At 41.8% G+C, this 17,296-nt stretch carries 21 protein-coding genes; 10 read left to right on the top strand and 11 right to left on the bottom strand.

The genetic code is table 11. The annotated features are described in order from the left end of the window. The first annotated feature begins 18 nt into the window (after positions 1 to 18). Complete coding sequence (locus B9T29_RS05265) at positions 19 to 678, top strand: GNAT family protein (protein ID WP_322853468.1); 660 nt, start codon at positions 19 to 21, stop codon at positions 676 to 678. Positions 679 to 691: 13 nt separating this feature from the next. Here the strand turns inward: B9T29_RS05265 and B9T29_RS05260 are convergent, their stop codons facing one another. From B9T29_RS05260 to B9T29_RS05250, 3 genes are all read right to left on the bottom strand, one after another. Further along, positions 692 to 988, bottom strand: a complete 297-nt coding sequence (locus tag B9T29_RS05260) for a hypothetical protein (protein WP_086174902.1) — start codon at positions 986 to 988, stop codon at positions 692 to 694. 54 nt (positions 989 to 1,042) lie between these two features. Then, positions 1,043 to 1,660, bottom strand: a complete 618-nt coding sequence (locus B9T29_RS05255) for an L-threonylcarbamoyladenylate synthase (RefSeq protein ID WP_086174901.1) — start codon at positions 1,658 to 1,660, stop codon at positions 1,043 to 1,045. A gap of 84 nt (positions 1,661 to 1,744) precedes the next feature. Then, complete coding sequence (locus B9T29_RS05250) at positions 1,745 to 2,407, bottom strand: elongation factor P hydroxylase (protein WP_086174900.1); 663 nt, start codon at positions 2,405 to 2,407, stop codon at positions 1,745 to 1,747. A gap of 97 nt (positions 2,408 to 2,504) precedes the next feature. Between B9T29_RS05250 and B9T29_RS05245 the strand changes: the two genes are divergently transcribed. The 6 genes from B9T29_RS05245 (at position 2,505) to lysM (ending at position 6,220) form a co-directional block, all read left to right on the top strand. Continuing rightward, positions 2,505 to 3,062: a YceD family protein gene (locus B9T29_RS05245; RefSeq protein WP_086174899.1), complete on the top strand. Its 558-nt coding sequence runs from the start codon at positions 2,505 to 2,507 to the stop codon at positions 3,060 to 3,062. Between the two features lie 77 nt (positions 3,063 to 3,139). Further along, complete coding sequence (rpmF, locus tag B9T29_RS05240; RefSeq protein ID WP_004279227.1) at positions 3,140 to 3,322, top strand: 50S ribosomal protein L32; 183 nt, start codon at positions 3,140 to 3,142, stop codon at positions 3,320 to 3,322. A gap of 205 nt (positions 3,323 to 3,527) precedes the next feature. Next, positions 3,528 to 4,514, top strand: a complete 987-nt coding sequence (gene fabD, locus B9T29_RS05235) for an ACP S-malonyltransferase (protein ID WP_086174898.1) — start codon at positions 3,528 to 3,530, stop codon at positions 4,512 to 4,514. Continuing rightward, positions 4,511 to 5,245: a 3-oxoacyl-ACP reductase FabG gene (fabG, locus tag B9T29_RS05230; protein WP_086174897.1), complete on the top strand. Its 735-nt coding sequence runs from the start codon at positions 4,511 to 4,513 to the stop codon at positions 5,243 to 5,245. The genes fabD and fabG overlap by 4 nt, the downstream gene beginning before the upstream one ends. 83 nt (positions 5,246 to 5,328) lie before the next feature. Continuing rightward, a complete protein-coding gene (gene acpP / locus B9T29_RS05225) occupies positions 5,329 to 5,565 on the top strand; it encodes an acyl carrier protein (RefSeq protein WP_004651013.1) in 237 nt (78 codons plus the stop codon). A 181-nt stretch (positions 5,566 to 5,746) separates the two neighbouring features. Continuing rightward, a complete protein-coding gene (gene lysM / locus B9T29_RS05220; protein ID WP_086174896.1) occupies positions 5,747 to 6,220 on the top strand; it encodes a peptidoglycan-binding protein LysM in 474 nt (157 codons plus the stop codon). Positions 6,221 to 6,256: 36 nt separating this feature from the next. Here the strand turns inward: lysM and B9T29_RS05215 are convergent, their stop codons facing one another. Beyond that, positions 6,257 to 6,856, bottom strand: a complete 600-nt coding sequence (locus tag B9T29_RS05215; protein WP_086174895.1) for a hypothetical protein — start codon at positions 6,854 to 6,856, stop codon at positions 6,257 to 6,259. 456 nt (positions 6,857 to 7,312) lie between these two features. On the opposite strand from B9T29_RS05215, the gene B9T29_RS05210 reads away from it, so the two are divergent. Then, entirely contained in the window at positions 7,313 to 7,726 is a 414-nt protein-coding gene (locus B9T29_RS05210) for a TM2 domain-containing protein (RefSeq protein ID WP_086174894.1), read from the top strand. Between the two features lie 328 nt (positions 7,727 to 8,054). Here the strand turns inward: B9T29_RS05210 and B9T29_RS05205 are convergent, their stop codons facing one another. The 7 genes from B9T29_RS05205 to B9T29_RS05180 all read right to left on the bottom strand — a co-directional run bounded on the left by B9T29_RS05205 (position 8,055) and on the right by B9T29_RS05180 (position 14,282). Then, complete coding sequence (locus tag B9T29_RS05205; RefSeq protein WP_086174893.1) at positions 8,055 to 8,660, bottom strand: DUF805 domain-containing protein; 606 nt, start codon at positions 8,658 to 8,660, stop codon at positions 8,055 to 8,057. A 157-nt stretch (positions 8,661 to 8,817) separates the two neighbouring features. Then, positions 8,818 to 9,012 carry a Shedu anti-phage system protein SduA domain-containing protein gene (locus tag B9T29_RS16735; protein WP_086174892.1) on the bottom strand — a complete coding sequence of 65 codons (195 nt, stop codon included), beginning with the start codon at positions 9,010 to 9,012 and terminating at the stop codon, positions 8,818 to 8,820. A 20-nt stretch (positions 9,013 to 9,032) separates the two neighbouring features. Beyond that, positions 9,033 to 9,380 carry a Shedu anti-phage system protein SduA domain-containing protein gene (locus B9T29_RS16730; protein ID WP_265733363.1) on the bottom strand — a complete coding sequence of 116 codons (348 nt, stop codon included), beginning with the start codon at positions 9,378 to 9,380 and terminating at the stop codon, positions 9,033 to 9,035. 107 nt (positions 9,381 to 9,487) lie between these two features. Continuing rightward, positions 9,488 to 9,673 (bottom strand): hypothetical protein, encoded by a 186-nt coding sequence (locus tag B9T29_RS05190; RefSeq protein WP_086174890.1) that lies wholly within the window; start codon positions 9,671 to 9,673, stop codon positions 9,488 to 9,490. A 106-nt stretch (positions 9,674 to 9,779) separates the two neighbouring features. Further along, on the bottom strand, positions 9,780 to 11,063 hold the full coding sequence (locus B9T29_RS05185; protein WP_086174889.1) for a ribonucleotide-diphosphate reductase subunit beta: 1,284 nt from the start codon (positions 11,061 to 11,063) through the stop codon (positions 9,780 to 9,782). A gap of 142 nt (positions 11,064 to 11,205) precedes the next feature. Then, complete coding sequence (locus B9T29_RS16725) at positions 11,206 to 11,337, bottom strand: hypothetical protein (RefSeq protein ID WP_265733361.1); 132 nt, start codon at positions 11,335 to 11,337, stop codon at positions 11,206 to 11,208. A gap of 125 nt (positions 11,338 to 11,462) precedes the next feature. After that, a complete protein-coding gene (locus tag B9T29_RS05180; RefSeq protein WP_086174888.1) occupies positions 11,463 to 14,282 on the bottom strand; it encodes a ribonucleoside-diphosphate reductase subunit alpha in 2,820 nt (939 codons plus the stop codon). Between the two features lie 590 nt (positions 14,283 to 14,872). Here B9T29_RS05180 and bfmR point away from each other — a divergent pair. After that, positions 14,873 to 15,586 (top strand): response regulator transcription factor BfmR, encoded by a 714-nt coding sequence (gene bfmR / locus B9T29_RS05170; protein WP_086174887.1) that lies wholly within the window; start codon positions 14,873 to 14,875, stop codon positions 15,584 to 15,586. Between the two features lie 31 nt (positions 15,587 to 15,617). After that, positions 15,618 to 17,285 carry a sensor histidine kinase BfmS gene (gene bfmS, locus B9T29_RS05165; protein WP_086174886.1) on the top strand — a complete coding sequence of 556 codons (1,668 nt, stop codon included), beginning with the start codon at positions 15,618 to 15,620 and terminating at the stop codon, positions 17,283 to 17,285. The last annotated feature ends 11 nt before the right edge of the window (positions 17,286 to 17,296 follow it).

Here is a 17,296-nt window from a genome sequence, read left to right as displayed (position 1 = left end):
CAATTTATTGGACTTCCGGTGTCTCATTCTTTGCCTCGCTATTTTTTAGCGAAAATCCTTTATGGAAAACATGCTACCTTGCAGGTACTGTCCTCAGCAAAACTTGACCCGAATCGGATGCAGCCAGTTTGGCAATGTGTAAATAGCGAAGTAGATCGCAGTTGTTGGACCTATTTGCCTTATTCAGGATTTGAAACGACTGAGGAATTGCGAGCTGCTTTTGACAATAACTTTAATTTCAAAGACTCAATCCATTATCTGGTGGAGGTCAATCATAGGCTTGTGGAATGGCTAGGCTTGCTAAATCAGTGTTCTGTAGATCATGTTATTGAAATCGGCAATGTTTATTTTTCCCATCAAATAAAGCAGTCCACAGCTTCGACAGAAGTTATCTATTTATTATTAAAAGCTTGTTTTGAGCAGGGTTTTCGCCGTGTGGAATGGAAGTGTGATGACTTGAATCAGCCGTCTAAACGTGCGGCCTTGCGCTTTGGTTTTCAGCATGAAGGCACTTTTCGACAAGACCGTATTGCCAAAGGTCGTAACCGCAATACTGCCTGGTTTTCCATTCTGGATCAAGAATGGCCGGAATTGGAACGCAGCTATCTGGCCTGGTTAAAAGCCGATAATTTTGACGTGAATGGTCAACAAAAAATGCGCTTGCGTGATTTTCTTTAATTTTACTGTGCTATTACGATGAGTGATCTGTTGAGGTGTGTTCAGATAACTTGAGGATGAATTCGATCATTCGTTGCGCGCTGTCTCGCGTGCATAGATTCTGAGTTTGATAGATGCTGGATAATTTGTGAATCAATGCAATTTCTGAGAAAAACGCATACACGGTGTTATTGATCATCAGGGATGAGGCTTGCTCAGCCTCTGCCGCAATAATTTTGACTTTAGACTCAAGTGTCCAGGGAATTTCCGCATAAATGCGGCTATTTGCCTCAAAATCATGATAGTTGAGCAGCACATAAAACAGATCCATTTTAGCGCTACTCCTTGATCCTGATCACGCCCTAATATTTAATCTTAACAGTGCTTATTCAAATGCGCTGACATCACCCATGCCGCGTCGAATCACTTCAGGATGATCACCGGATAAATCCACGATACTGGTGGTATTTAAAATTCCCAGACCGCCATCGACAAATACATCAATCCGTTTGCCCAGTTCCATTTCAATATCATACGGATCATCTAAAGGCTCTGTATGATTGGGAAGAATCAGCGTACTGGTTAATAGTGGTTCATCTAATTCCTTCAATAACATTCGACAAATCGGATTGCTTGGAATACGCAGGCCAATCGTTTTCTTTTTAGGATGCATCAGTCGCTTAGGGACTTCACTGGTTGCAGGTAATATAAAGGTGGTGACAGCGGGGGTGTTATTTTTCAGCAACCGATACATGGCATTGTCCACCTTGGCATAGGTAGCAATATCGGATAAATCACAACACAGAATGGCATATTGATGTTTCGGCCCTAAGCCACGAATCTGTGCAATCCTCTCCATGGCATTTTTATTTCCGATCTGGCAGCCAATGGCATAAGCGGCATCGGTCGGGTAAACCACCACATCACCGGCGCGAATCCGCTCTACCGCCTGAGTGATCAAACGCGGCTGAGGATTATCAGGATGTATTCTTAAATGCAGCATATTTATTCTCCCCCGACTTGTTGTTAGACATTATCTGTTGATTTTACAAAGTCTTGCAATCAGGCTGTGATGATTTTGTGTAATTTAATCCAGCATGTGACGTTGAAACTCGTCACTTTGTAATGTTTTGCCACCCCGGGTGCAGGCACAGATACAGGCAATAAAATGTGCAGCATCACGTGGAAGCTTGGCCTCACCCTTAAAATAGCGCTGAACCTGAGCAAAAACATTGTCTTTAAAGCTGGCACCATTACCACCATCACCAGTTAAATTATCTAAAGACACGCGAAACTTGCGTCCAAAGGCCTTGGCAAACATCCATTCAATCGCTTGCGGCTTGATTTCGACCTGTTCAAACAGCGCTTGCTGTTCGGCGCTGCGGCCATCCGGAGCATACCAATAGCCTAAATCTGGCAATAAACGACGCTTTTCACCTGCAATGGTCCAGTGGCTGATTTCATGCAAGGCACTATTAAAGAAACCATGGGCAAATTGAATGCGGGCAGGGGCATCTGCAGTTGCCGGAAAATATTCAGGTTCAAAATCACCTTTGACTAAACTCACATTTAAGTGGGAAAACCAGTGATTAAAGTGTAATATAAGCCAATCTACTTGTTGAACTTCTGTTTGCAAACTGACCCAAGGTGAGAGTTGCACAGGGTCGATATAAACAGCAGAACTTGAGGTTGAATAAGTGGTTAACTGTAATGAAGTGGTGACTTCAGGTTGCGGCTGCAACTGATGCATGACTTGTATTACCCAATTGATCTGTCTAAATAAGTACAAAATTGTATCTTAATCTTTGACAGAGTACCGATGAATTTGTAGAATTGCCGCCTTAATTATGTCAGCAAATACCTTTCCGGCACAGATTGAGCCGTTTAAATGGGCTGAACAAGGCTTTACATGGTCAGGTACACTGCCATTGTCTCGCTTTGTTCGAATTTCCCGTGAAGCTGTTGGATCAATTGATAACCAATTGATCAATATAGACTGTAAGCTATCAATGGATGCGTATCATCGTGTCGTATGGTTAGATGGTCATGTTGAAACGAAAGTGCCAATGGAATGTCAGCGTTGTCTGAATCCCGTTGAAATTTCTCTCGTTTCAGACTTTCATTTAGCGCTTGTGGATGATGAATCACTGATAGAGCGCTTGGATGAGGATGCTGATTTCATCGTCTTAGGTGAAAGTGAAGCAACGACAAAGGGCAGCTTTGATGCACCTGCGACGGCTGATTTACTTTCTCTGATAGAAGATGAATTGTTATTGTTGGTGCCTTTGTCTCCTAAGCATGACGTTTGTGAGCATAAGCATCAACCTGCCGCTGAGGACATTGTCGAAGAAAAACGGGATAATCCGTTTGGTGTTTTGGCAAGTTTGAAGGGTAAACTTAACTAATTTTTGTGTTATACTGTTAAGTATAAGACAACTGAATTTGTTCTGATCCATTTTTTCGATCTTTGTAAGGAGCCATCATGGCCGTTCAGCAAAACCGTAAAAGTCGCTCTCGCCGTGACATGCGCCGTTCACATGACGCTTTAACCGAGAATGCATTAACTGTAGACCAAGCTACTGGCGAGACTCACCGTCGTCACCACGTATCTAAAGATGGTATCTACCGTGGTCGCCAATTATTCGCTAAAGCATCTGCTGAATAATTGATGATGTATTAAGCGTCAAGCTTAGTAGAAAAAATGGGAGCGTTAAGCTCCCTTTTTTTGTGCTGTATTTTTGTTGTATTTGGCAATTACCAAAACAAAAATTAAATGTTAAATTCCGTTCCGTAAATAAGCTTACATAAGTGTATGTTGGTTATTTAACCGATTGTTGAATAACAATATCACTTCATTACAGGATTTTTTTATGTCTGCTAAACAACTCGAGCAAGTCGCTCAAGCAACGAAAACAGCATTTGTATTTCCGGGTCAAGGCTCACAAAAAGTCGGCATGCTCGCAGAATTGGCTGAACAGTTTAGTAGCGTGACAGAAACTTTTGCAGAAGCATCGGCAGCTGTGGGTTTTGACCTATGGCAGATTGCACAAAGCGGCGAAGGTTTAAATCAGACTGAATTTACCCAACCTGTATTGTTGACAGCATCAATCGCTTTATGGCGTGTGTGGTTAGAATTGGGTGGGGTGGCACCAAAATATCTTGCAGGACACTCTCTGGGTGAATACAGTGCCTTGGTTGCCGCTGGAGCGATGTCACTGGGTGATGCAGTTAAGCTGGTGAACTTGCGTGGCAAACTCATGCAAGATGCAGTACCGCAAGGTCAGGGCGCAATGGCTGCGATTTTGGGTCTGGAAGATGCCAAAGTGCTTGAGCTATGCGAACAGGTCAATATACAGGGGCGTGGTTCGGTAGAAGCTGCTAACTACAATGCCCAAGGTCAAGTGGTGATTGCCGGTGATAAGACTTTGGTAGAGGCGGTCATGGACTTGGCCAAAGAAAATGGCGGTAAAGCCATTGCCTTGCCAGTTTCTGTGCCATCGCATTGTTCACTGATGAAACCTGCTGCTGACAAATTTGCACAAGCTTTGGAACATACTGCCATTGAGCTACCTGGCCTTCCTGTAATACAAAATGTCAACGCGGAAATCGCGACAGATGTGGCAGGGTTACGTCAGGCATTGACTGCACAATTGTATCAATCGGTGCAATGGACCAAGACCATGCAGTTCCTTCAAGATCAGGGAGTGCAGTACGTAGTTGAATGTGGTCCGGGTAATGTGCTTGCCAACCTTGCGAAGCGTTTACCAAATATCGAAAAAGCATTCCCACTCGACAGCAACAGTCGTATGGAAGATGCACTAAGCGCCATTTTAGTGGCTGAAGGGAAAATTGCATGACACAAGAACGCAAAGTCGCATTAGTGACAGGCGCGAGCAGAGGGATTGGTGCAGCCATCGCTCAGCAATTGATTCAAGACGGTTATTTTGTAGTGGGTACTGCGACATCAGAAGCAGGCGCAGAAAAATTATTTGCAAGTTTTGCTGAAAATGGCGCAGGTAAAGTTCTTGATGTACGTGATGCAGCTGCGATTGATGCGCTGGTTACAGAAATTGAACAAAAACATGGCCCTGTACTTGCATTGGTGAATAATGCCGGTATTACCAAAGATAATTTGTTACTGCGTATGTCAGAAGATGATTGGGATGACATTCTCAACATTCATTTGAAAGCCGTATATCGCCTGTCTAAGCGTGTTTTAAAAGGCATGACCAAGGCACGTTTTGGCCGCATTATTAATATCAGTTCTGTCGTTGCACACTTTGCAAATCCGGGACAGGCCAACTATTCTGCTGCCAAAGCAGGCATAGAAGCGTTTGGTCGCAGTCTGGCAAAAGAAATGGGAAGCCGCCAAATTACCGTGAATGCCGTGGCTCCAGGCTTTATTGCAACAGAAATGACTGAACAACTCAGTGAAGACATTCGCAAGAAAATGAGTGATCAAGTGGCGTTAAACCGTTTAGGTGATCCACAAGATATCGCAAATGCCGTAAGTTTCTTGGCTTCCGAGAAGGCAAGTTACATTACCGGTACTGTTTTACATGTAAATGGCGGTTTATACATGAGCTAAGCTCAACTATAAACTTTGCAAAAATAAGATATTCAATTAAACTAACGGCATTAAAAACGCCACAAGCAATGAGGAGAATTCCTGTGAGCGATATCGAACTACGTATCAAACAAGCGGTTGCAGAACAACTTGGTCTTAAAGCTGAAGAAATCAAAAACGAAGCATCTTTTATGGATGACTTAGGTGCTGACTCTTTGGACTTAGTTGAGCTTGTTATGTCTTTCGAAAATGATTTTGACATCACTATCCCTGATGAAGATTCTAACGAAATCACAACTGTTCAATCAGCTATTGACTATGTTTCTAAGAAACTAGGTTAATTGTTGTTTCAGCTTTGCTGAATATAAAAAAGCCACCGAAAGGTGGCTTTTTTATTGAATAATTAAAATTACATATCTTTACTGATACTTGACCAAAGACAACCTTTCTGTGAATAGATTTTAGGTATAAAAAAAGAGCGCTATTTTTAAATCGTACAAATAATAATGATGGAGAAATACAATGGGTCTTTTTGATTTTGTAAAAGGTATTGGTAAAAAAAATACAGCACCCGCAGAACAACAGGCTGCGCCTGCCACTCCAGCTGAACCCTCTGCACAGGAAATTGCAAACAAGCTTCTAGGGCATATCAAGGCATTGGGACTACCTGTAACAGGGCTATCTGTTAGCTATAATGGCACGACGGATCTGGCGACCATTAAAGGTCAGGTGCAAAGCCAGGCTGACCGTGAAAAAATTGTATTGGCGGTGGGAAATATCGATCATGTTGCCCAGGTGGATGATCAGATGACTGTCGCTACCCCAGCACCTGAAAGTAAATTCTATACCGTTAAATCGGGAGATACCCTGTCTAAAATTTCAAAAGAATTTTATGGGGATGTTAATCAATACAACAGAATATTTGAAGCCAATCGTCCCTTGCTAAAAAATGCCGATGACATTTTTCCAGGGCAGGTGCTGCGTATTCCAGCCTAAACAGGGAGTGATAAAAAGCGCGAAGAGCGCTTTTTATTAAAATTTGTGCTGCAGTTTTCGTCTGGCAAATTGTGCTCTGCCTAGAAAAAATTTAGGGTCTAAATAGTAGTGTTGCGCCAAAATCTGGATCAGCTGTCGTCGGTTGTCCTCATTCAACATATTCAGGTCGATATGCGCCATTTTATATTGCTTGCGAAATTCAGGTTTTAAAATAAAGCCGATCCTGCAGGTTTTCCACTGTTGCGCCTTGCTTAATGCTTCTGCTGTGAGGGGCTTTAGCATACGATACTTTGAGGCATGTGAAGAATAAAGCTGGGCTTTGAACAGCCTATCGCGCTGCACCAGCTTATTGAGCTTTATTCCTAAGCTTTGAATGGATATGCTTTGGCTGGTGACCACAAGTTTCATATTTATGGCAATACAGGCCAGTATGATGACGAGTGTTACCATTAACCAGCCCGACAGGGATTGATGCGATAAATACTGAATCAGGCTACTGAAATCCTGAACCATATTGATGCTACTGAGTGAATGCTGCGCTAAAATAATAAATATGGCAGGGATAAAGATCAGCCCTATTAAATAATGCGGCAGATAACGACATTGGAATAGGGGATATTCAGCTGCTATGTCCATGAACCATCACCTTTCAAGAAAATGATAAAGAGGGTGTGATTGCAATTTTTTGTACAATGACTATTCCATCACGGGACAGCTATTGCATGCGGTTGTGATCAATGTGACTCCAATTGAGCCGCATCTGGATTTTTTAATGCTCGTTTTCGCGCATTATTTTCTTGTATTGGTCTTTCCTGTGCTCATCTATTGTAAGTTTTTTGAGCTTAGTCGGGTTTGGCTATTTTTGTTGTAGATTTGAGTGTGAACGTAAATCTTGTTATGCAATTTTTAGATTCAAATTTTTACGCTTTAAAGTATAAAGCGGCTGCTGAGATTTTCTATTGGTTAAAAAATTAGCCAAAGGAAATAAAAGAACAAAGCTGATACGCCTAGAAAAATGTGATTAAAATATTTTAAATGTGTGCAATTGAACGTATGCTTTAAAAGCTAATATAAAGAAAAATAAGGGTATTTATGAAAGGTCAGATATTGGATTTTTCTATTCAAAGTAATTCTGGTGTGATTAGTGGTGATGACCAGAATCGCTATAATTTTTCTGGTGCAAGCTGGCGTGGACAAGTTCCACCTGCCCGCGGTCAGAAAGTTGATTTTACCGTGGATGGAACAGGTCAGGCCAATGATATTTATGTGCTGAGTTCAGCTCCAGCATTTGCCACTCAAGTAGGTGAGAAAAACAGGATTGTGGCTGCAATTTTAGCTTTTTTCCTCGGCGGCTTCGGTGTGCATAAGTTTTATTTAGGGCAAATTGGCTGGGGTATTGTTTATCTGATTTTCTTCTGGACCTTTATCCCTGCGATTGTAGCTTTCATTGAGTTCATTATTTACTTATGTACATCAGATGAAGATTTTGTCCGAAAATATGGTTAATTTCAGATAAGAGAAAAGGGCGTTATCCGCCACTACTGTTCTATAGTTTAAATTTTATTTTAGTATTGAATCAGCATGATGATTTACTATCTTTAACTATTTGATATTTACATTTTTCACAGCCTTGTCTTTTCTTTAAAGGTTTAAATGGCTTTGTGTAGGCTAAACCCTACTTTTGACAGACCAAAAGTAGGCAAAAGTCTTTATTCCCCATACACGACCTCCTGTCGTGATGTGGAATGTGTGGCATCCCTGCCACACTCGCGAATCCAATATATGGACTTCAACTATGGGGTAGCAGTGTGTTATCGCCCTTTTTTAATCCGCTTTATTTAGCAGGTTGTCCCCATTGATTATTTTCGCGTTTGGTGTCTGAAGCCCACCAGATGATGAGTGGAATAATGCCAATAACAGTCAGAACAAGAAGTTGCCACCAACCAGAACGATTTGTGTCATGTAGACGACGGGCACCTACGGCTAGGCTTGGGAGGAATAGGGCCAGATTCAATAAGCCATTTAAAAGGCGATCTGTACCGAGTATGGCATCAATCATTTGTACAATAATCCCCAAAATGAAAGAAACCAGCATAAAGAACCAAAATTCCTTACGTCGTGCACATCCATCAAAGGTGACATAATTTTTAAGACATTTTACAAACCAGTCAATCATATTAAATTGTTCTTCAGATTGATTCTGGTTTGAAATTTTATCCAGTTGCTCAGATAGGTTTTGAATAGGGTTGTTGCGGTTGAGGGTAATATAGATCTGAGTGGCATTACCAGCATCATCGACAGCAAAATCGACATGTTCGCCACGATTAGGCGGACGTTGACCTCGCCATTCCGCACCAGTAAAGTTATAGCGGTTCTGGTCATCACCACTGATAATGCCTGAATTGCTTTGGATTGAATAATCCAGAATTGTTCCTTTCATTATTGGCCTCTATTTTTGTGGATATAAAGTATTCATTTATGTTTATCTTTTGACTTAATCATATCAGACTGTTTAAAAACTAAACTTATTGTTTTTTTAAGTTTTTGTATTAATGTGATTTTTATAAAAATCCCGCTACATGAGCGGGGGATTAGAATTATTGATGTTCGACGATAAATTTTGCTCTGTCAAAAAGTTCATCGAATGTAATAATTTCTACATTTTTAGAATTTTGACGAAATAACTCGAAAGTTTTTTCCTTGATAGCTTTTATACGTGGATTATCATTATTAATTTCAGTCCAACTTCCAATAATTAATATTGTTTTTGAATCATAAGCTTTTTGCTTCACTAAATTATCATTGCTATCCCCTAGTTAGTTATATCCATCTGAAGCTTGATCTGTCCACTTGCTTTATGTTCTAGAATTTGTGAATGTGCATCGTATAAGTCTGATGACAGTTTCCAACAATCTGCACGATTTCTATTTCCATGAAATAGTTGCATATCTGGTCTTTTAATTTCAACAAATGTTGTAAATTTATTGTCAGCTAATAGAAAATCTCCATTTACTGTATTTTTTCCATCTAAATCTGCTGTATTCAAATTTACTTCATCTTGCAAAATAGACTGAAATCTATAATCCAAACCATAGCCAAAAATCCATTGGTTATGTTTAAAAAAGTGTTGCCATACTTTTTCTACAGATGCCTTGGCAATACTATTTTCATTTTTATAAGCATCTACATAACTCGTGTCATAGAGAAGTTTTTCAAATTCTTGAAGTGATCGTTTTCTATAGCCTGTATTAACAATACAAGTAATATTTAATTTAATTTAATTTTCTTACTTACTTGAATAAAGTGTTCTTTTTCTTCATCGAAATACATACTTATATATTTCCCTTGAGGAAAATCAGCTGTATATAAAGTAGATGTTGAAGAATTAAATGCAATTTGAAGATCCGGTGATATGTCTAAAAAAGGATCTTGATAACTGAAGTAATTTTGCATAATTTATCTCATGTATATGATTTATATAAAAATATTTTTTTAATTCGAATCACAATAAAAAAGGGAGGGATAAACCCTCCCTTTTAGAAATAAATCTAAAAAAGCATTACCAGCTTAACGCACCGCCAGTCTGATAATCCGTTACACGCGTCTCGAAGAAATTCTTCTCTTTACGCAAGTCCATCATTTCCGACATCCACTGGAATGGGTTATTCACACCAGCGAACTGTTCAGGCAAGCCAAGTTGCGCTAAACGGCGGTTACAGATGAACTTCAAGTATTCTTCCATCATCGCTGCATTCATACCGAGTACACCGCGTGGCATAGTGTCACGCGCATATTCGATTTCAAGCATCGTACCTTCAAGAATCATCTGGATGATTTCTTCCTGGAACTCAGTAGTCCATAAACTTGGGTTTTCGATTTTGATCTGGTTGATCATATCGATACCAAAGTTCAGGTGCATAGACTCATCACGCAAGATGTACTGGAATTGCTCGGCAACACCATTCATCTTGTTACGACGGCCCATAGACAGGATTTGGCTGAAACCACAATAGAAGAAAATACCTTCAAGTACACAGTAGAACGCGATCAGGTTGCGAAGCAAGATTTGATCATTTTCAGGTGTACCGGTTTTAAAAGTAGGATCGGTTAAAGACTGGGTATATTTCAAGCCCCAAGCCGCTTTACGTGCCACAGACGGTACTTCGCGGTACATGTTGAAGACTTCGCCTTCATCCATACCTAAAGATTCGATACAGTATTGGTAAGCATGAGTGTGAATTGCTTCTTCAAATGCCTGACGCAAGATGTACTGACGGCATTCAGGGTTGGTAATGTGGCGGTAAATCGCCAGTACCAGGTTGTTGGCAACCAGTGAATCGGCAGTCGAGAAGAAACCAAGCGAACGCATGACAATAGTACGCTCATCTTCGGTTAAGCCATTTTCAGACTTCCAAAGTGCGATGTCGTGGTTCATGTTGACTTCTTGTGGCATCCAGTGGTTGGCACAACCGTCCAGATATTTTTGCCAAGCCCATTCGTATTTGAACGGTACTAGCTGGTTTAAGTCAGCACGACAGTTGATCATTGCTTTATCATCAACCTGTACACGTTGAGCACCCATTTCAAGCTCTTCCAAGCCTGGGGCAACGTCAAGTTGATCTAGGGAAGCAGATGCTCTTGCCAACGAATCGGTTGGATTTGATCCTCGGTTTTGAGTGGCTCTAAGGGGTTGTGCAGTTGCCACATGCGACGGTGCGTTGTGTGCATCAGATACCACCTGTGAATGAGCCGTTTTTTTCGGTTCGACGGGCGCAGACTGGTGTTCAGGTGCAGCCGGTTTCTGTGAATCATCTTCGAAATCGTCCCAACTTAGGATAGACATATCAATTCTCTCTTCGATGCTTATATCTTTTATTAGACATCCAGCAACGCTGAGATGTCCTACTATACGCTCAATTTGTGTAATCAAAATCAAGTTTTGTCGATCACTGCTCTAAACTTGTACGGTAGAGCAAATATCCCCACTACTTATTTTGATTACGCATCTTCTTACCCTGTTTTACCCAGAAGTAAGCAATCGGTACATAAAAAGTCAGAATAAAGGAAACAACCAATACCGCAAGTCCTAACATGTAGTTGTGAGTCATATGAAGCATGGTGGTTTCCTTTATTTATATTTTTAATCTCCCTAAATCCCTCTTTATGAAAGAGGGACTTTCACCCTTAATTAAGAGGTGTGATTCCCCCTCCTTTTAGGAGGGGTTAGGGGAGGTTATGAAGCTTACTGACAAGCTTCACAATCAGGGTTATCAATTGAACATGCCATTGGCACTGGTGCTGCTTGAGCAAAATCTTCTTCTTCAGCTTTCGCTTCAGGCGCTACCGCAGCAGTAACAGGTGCTGCAACAGTTGCAGGTTTAACTGCATTTAATGCGCCAGTGTTAATAGTTGATTTCTCAGCAGAAGTCGCACCCAATGCACGAAGATAATAAGTTGTTTTAAGACCACGTAACCAAGCCATTTTATAAGTCAGGTCAAGTTTCTTACCGTTTGCACCAGAGATGTAAAGATTAAGTGACTGAGCTTGGTCAATCCATTTTTGACGACGTGATGCAGCATCCACAATCCAGCGTGGTTCAACTTCAAACGCAGTCGCGAAGATTGCTTTAAGCTCTTCAGGAATACGCGAAATCTTTTGTACAGAACCTTCGAAGTGTTTCAGGTCGTTCACCATCACAGCATCCCAAAGACCGCGATCTTTTAACGCACGTACTAGGTACGGATTGATCACTGTGAATTCACCAGAAAGGTTAGATTTCACATACAAGTTTTGGAAAGTTGGTTCGATCGACTGAGAAACACCACAGATGTTCGAAATGGTCGCAGTCGGTGCAATCGCCATCACGTTCGAGTTACGCATCCCGTCTTTTTGAACTTTGGCACGCAAAGTGTCCCAGTCCAAACGTTGTGTACGGTCTACTTCGAACATGCGTTCCGGACGTGTTTTCGCAACCAGGTCAAGTGAGTCGATCGGTAAAATACCCTGATCCCACAGTGAACCTTTAAAAGTTTCGTAAGTACCACGTTCAACAGCCAAATCACTTGATGTTGAAATCGCGTAGTAGCTGATCACTTCCATAGATTCATCAGCAAAATCTACCGCAGCATCTGAACCGTAGGCTAGTTTCATTTCATACAATGCATCCTGGAAGCCCATGATGCCCATGCCGACCGGACGATGTTTCAAGTTCGAATTTTTCGCTTGCGGAACAGCGTAGTAGTTGATGTCGATGACGTTATCAAGCATACGAACAGCAGTTTTCACTGTACGCGCCAATTTTTCGCGATCTAACACACCACCTTGAACGTGTTGTACCAGGTTGATCGAACCCAGGTTACATACCGCAATTTCTTCTTTGCTTGTGTTCAAAGTAATTTCTGTACACAAGTTAGATGAATGTACTACACCCACATGTTGTTGTGGTGAACGTAAGTTACATACGTCTTTGAATGTGATCCACGGGTGACCTGTTTCAAACAACATAGACAGCATTTTGCGCCACAAATCTTTTGCACGTACTTTTTTGTGCAACATGTTTGTTTCTTTGGCAATGCCTTCGTAGTAAGCATAACGCTCAGCAAATTCAGAACCCGTTAAGTCGTGAAGATCCGGTGTTTCCGATGGTGTGAAAAGTGTCCATTCAGCATCTTCAAAGACACGTTGCATAAACAAGTCAGGAACCCAGTTTGCTGTATTCATGTCATGCGTACGGCGACGGTCATCACCCGTATTTTTACGCAGTTCCAGGAATTCTTCGATGTCCAGGTGCCAGGTTTCAAGGTATGCACATACGGCACCTTTACGCTTACCACCTTGGTTAACGGCAACAGCGGTATCGTTCGCCACTTTAAGGAATGGAACAACACCTTGTGACTTACCGTTTGTACCTTTGATATACGAGTTCAAGGCACGAACTGGTGTCCAGTCATTACCTAAGCCGCCAGCCCATTTAGACAACATTGCGTTATCACGCATCGCGCCATAAATGTCATACAGGTCATCATCAATAGTCGTTAAATAGCAGCTCGACAACTGTGGACGTAGTGTTCCTGAGTTAAACAGGGTAGGCGTAGACGCCATGTAATCGAAGCTCGATAATAAGTTATAGAACTCGATTGCACGTTCTTCACGGTTTGCTTCGTTGAGTGAAAGACCCATCGAAACACGCATGAAGAATAATTGTGGCAATTCGAAACGTACGCCATCTGAATGGATGAAGTAACGGTCAAATAAAGTTTGTAGACCTAAGTAGGTGAATTGATTTGAGCGTTCTGGCTGAATCGCAGCTGCCAGTTTAGCCAGGTCAAAGTTAAGAAGTTCTGGAGAAAGCAGCTCAAGCTCGATACCTTTCTTCAAGAAAGTTTCAAGTGCGTCGCCTTCATTGGTATCTGTAGACAGACCTAAAAACTCAAGACCTGTAGCAACCAAGTTGTCACGAAGTAAACGTGCAGTGACATAGGTATAGTTTGGTTCTTGTTCAATACGGGTACGTGTCGCCATCATCATGGTCGTTGAGATGTCAGACTCTTTTACGCCGTTGTACAAGTTTTTCACGGTCTCATCGACAATTGCCTGTACGTCAATGCCTTCAAGGCCTTCAGCAGCTTTTGCCACATGAGCTTCTAATGCCCCCAAGTCAAGCGGTTTATGTTGACCGTTTGCAGTAATCACTTGCAGGGTTGGATGATGATGAGCGCCAGTTTGTTTGCGTGCTTCAGAGCGTTGTTCGCGGTAGATGACATACGCACGCGCAACTTTTTGTTCACCTGTACGCATGAGCGCCAGTTCAACTTGGTCTTGAATTTCTTCAATATGAATCGTGCCGCCTGACGGTAAACGACGGTTAAACGTGTTCATGACCATTTCGGTCAGCTGCTCGATGCGGTCATGAATACGGCTTGAATCAGCGCTTTGCTGGCCTTCTACAGCCAAAAAAGCTTTACCTATCGCTACAGAAATTTTTTCTGCGTCAAAAGTGGCAACATCACCGGTGCGTTTAATCACCTGAAGTTGACCAGGAGTTGAAGTGATTACGCTCATTGTGGCATAGCTCCATTGTCATCTATTGTTTTATATGTGTGGACCATTTGAACTGGACGATATTTCATCTCAGTGTTTGATGATTAAACACAAGAACTAGTGGTTTAAAATCGGAATAAGCACAAGATACGGGAAAATTCAGGGTAGATCAATATTGACATTTCGTTAAAATTTTTGATTGAACTCTGCAATGATCCTTTGCAAAAACGTCCCTATTTTTATGTTTCTTGTAGAAGCCTTATTAGACAAGGGCATAGCATAGCAAAGCTAAAAAAATGTGCTTATAGATAACATTGTGGATAACTTAAAAGAAGCTATCTAACTAGTCAGAAACTGTGCAAACAGACGGGCGGTTTAAAAAATAGACATTTTGTAGCTAAATATTTCTATAAATAGCCTGAAAATTACTAAAATATGAAAAATCCAATAAATTCAATGTTTAAAAAAAATATAACAAAATGCTACTTTGATGTATCAGTTTGGTGAACGGTATCTTGTTTACAATGTAAACGTGTGTATATTGCTGAATATATTAAAGCGTATCCAATGGATTTTTAAGGATACCTTAATCCAATATAAAGGGGCATTTTATGAGCCAAGAAGAAAAGTTACCTAAAATTTTAATTGTTGAAGACGATGAACGTCTTGCGCGTTTGACTCAAGAATACCTTATCCGTAATGGGTTAGAGGTTGGGGTAGAGCCTGACGGTAATCGTGCAATCCGCCGTATCATTGCTGAACAGCCGGATTTGGTGGTACTTGATGTGATGTTGCCGGGTGCAGATGGTTTGACCATTTGTCGTGAAGTGCGTCCACATTATCATCAACCAATTTTGATGTTGACTGCACGTACTGAAGATATGGATCAGGTTTTGGGTCTGGAAATGGGTGCCGATGACTACGTTGCCAAACCAGTTCAACCGCGTGTATTGCTTGCCCGTATCCGTGCCTTGCTGCGTCGTACCGACAAGGCGCCTGAAGATGAAGTCGCTCAACGCATCGAATTTGATGACCTGGTGATTGATAACGGTGGCCGTTCAGTGACCTTGAATGGCGATTTGGTTGACTTTACCAGCGCTGAATATGACCTGTTATGGCTGTTGGCTTCAAATGCTGGTCGTATCCTGTCTCGTGAGGATATTTTTGAGCGTCTGCGCGGCATTGAATATGATGGTCAGGACCGTTCAATCGATGTGCGTATCTCACGTATCCGTCCAAAAATTGGTGATGATCCGGAAAATCCAAAACGTATTAAGACTGTACGTAGTAAAGGTTATCTGTTCGTTAAAGAAACCGGTCTTTAAGCGCTACCCGCTAATTTTATAGGACAGCTTCGTGTTTAAACACAGTATATTCTTGCGCATTTATGCCGGGTTAGTGATTTTAGTCGCGTTGGTGGCTTTATTTGGCTACCTGTTGGTACAAATTATCAATTACCAGCGTGCACAAGAGTATCGTGAATCTTTAACCGATGGTATTTCTTATATCATTAGCGAGGGTATTGCCCGACAGCCGAATGAGCAACAAAAGCGGGACTGGATTTCTGATGCTTCAGATTTGCTTGAGCTGCCCATTTATTATGTCGATGCCAACAAGGTCGATTTATCCCGTGCCGAGCAAAGACGGGTCGAGGAGCGTAAAGCGGCAGTTCGTTATGACGCAGAAAACTCAATTGCCTATATTATTATTGGGTTGAAGGATGATCCCAGGCATTTACTTTATGTAAAAGTAGATAAAATTGGGGAACGTCAAATGAAGGCGTTGCCGATTTTTATTCTGGATTATCTGGTGTATTACCCTGGGCAGGAAAAAGAATATCTTGCCAAAATTCAAGCGAATTTTTCTTATCCAATTGCCATTGAAAAAGTTCAAAACCTGCCGCTCGATTCAGAGCAAATTGGCCGACTTCGACTAGATCACAGTATTATTTTATACCGTGATAATGCCTCGGTGCGCGGTACCACTATCTCGATTGTTTCACCAATGCCAAGTTCACCTTCAGAGGTGCTGGTTTTAGGCCCTGTACCTTTATTTAACTGGATGCCTTTCCAGTTGGCTGCAGGCATTACCTTGTTAAGCTTGTTTGTATTGAGCCTTGGGGTATATGGTTTGCTGGTGCCTATGCAGCGCCGCTTACGCGAAGTAAATTATGCACTGCATCGCATGAAATCGGGTGACATGACTTTGCGTTTGCCGGTTGATGGTACCGATGAAATGGCCAGTCTGGCGACCAATTACAACAGCATGTCTGATCACATTCAGCGTTTGATTGAGGCGCAGCGTGAGCTGATGCGTGCAGTTTCGCATGAGCTGCGGACGCCTGTGGCGCGTATTCGTTTTGGTATGGAGATGCTGGCGGAAGAGGAAGATTACGACTATCGCTTGCAGCAGGTCGAAATGATTGATAAGGATATTGAAGCGCTGAATACCTTGATCGATGAAATCATGACCTATGCAAAACTGGAGCAGGGTACGCCTTCTTTAGATTTTGAAAAAATTATTCTGTTTGAAGTATTGGATCAGGTGGTTATTGAAACCGAAGCACTGAAGACGCAAAAAGAAATTGAACTGAAAGCCCCGCCAATTAACATTGTGGTCGATGCCGAGCGTCGTTACTTGCATCGTGTTGTACAAAATTTAGTCGGTAATGCGGTTCGCTACTGCGACCATAAGGTGATTGTCAGTGGTGGAATTAATGATGAAGGCTTGGCTTATGTTCAGGTAGAGGATGACGGGGCAGGTGTGCCGGAAGAAGAGCGTCAGCGCATTTTTGAAGCTTTCGCACGTCTGGATGACAGTCGTACCCGTGCTTCCGGAGGCTATGGTTTAGGTTTATCCATTGTGAGTCGTATTGCCTACTGGTTTGGCGGTAAGATTGAAGTCGATCAAAGTCCGGTTTTGGGTGGTGCACGCTTCACCATGTGCTGGCCTGTGCAGCGCTTTAATAAAACCAAAAAGAAAACCAATCTTATAAAAGATGGCATCTTGAATACAGAATTTTAGATCATAAAAAG

It is taken from the genome of Acinetobacter sp. ANC 3903 (genome assembly GCF_002135315.1).
Taxonomy (GTDB): Bacteria; Pseudomonadota; Gammaproteobacteria; order Pseudomonadales; family Moraxellaceae; genus Acinetobacter.
Note: the sequence above shows the minus strand (reverse complement) of the source record. Positions and strands in the feature narration are given on the sequence as shown.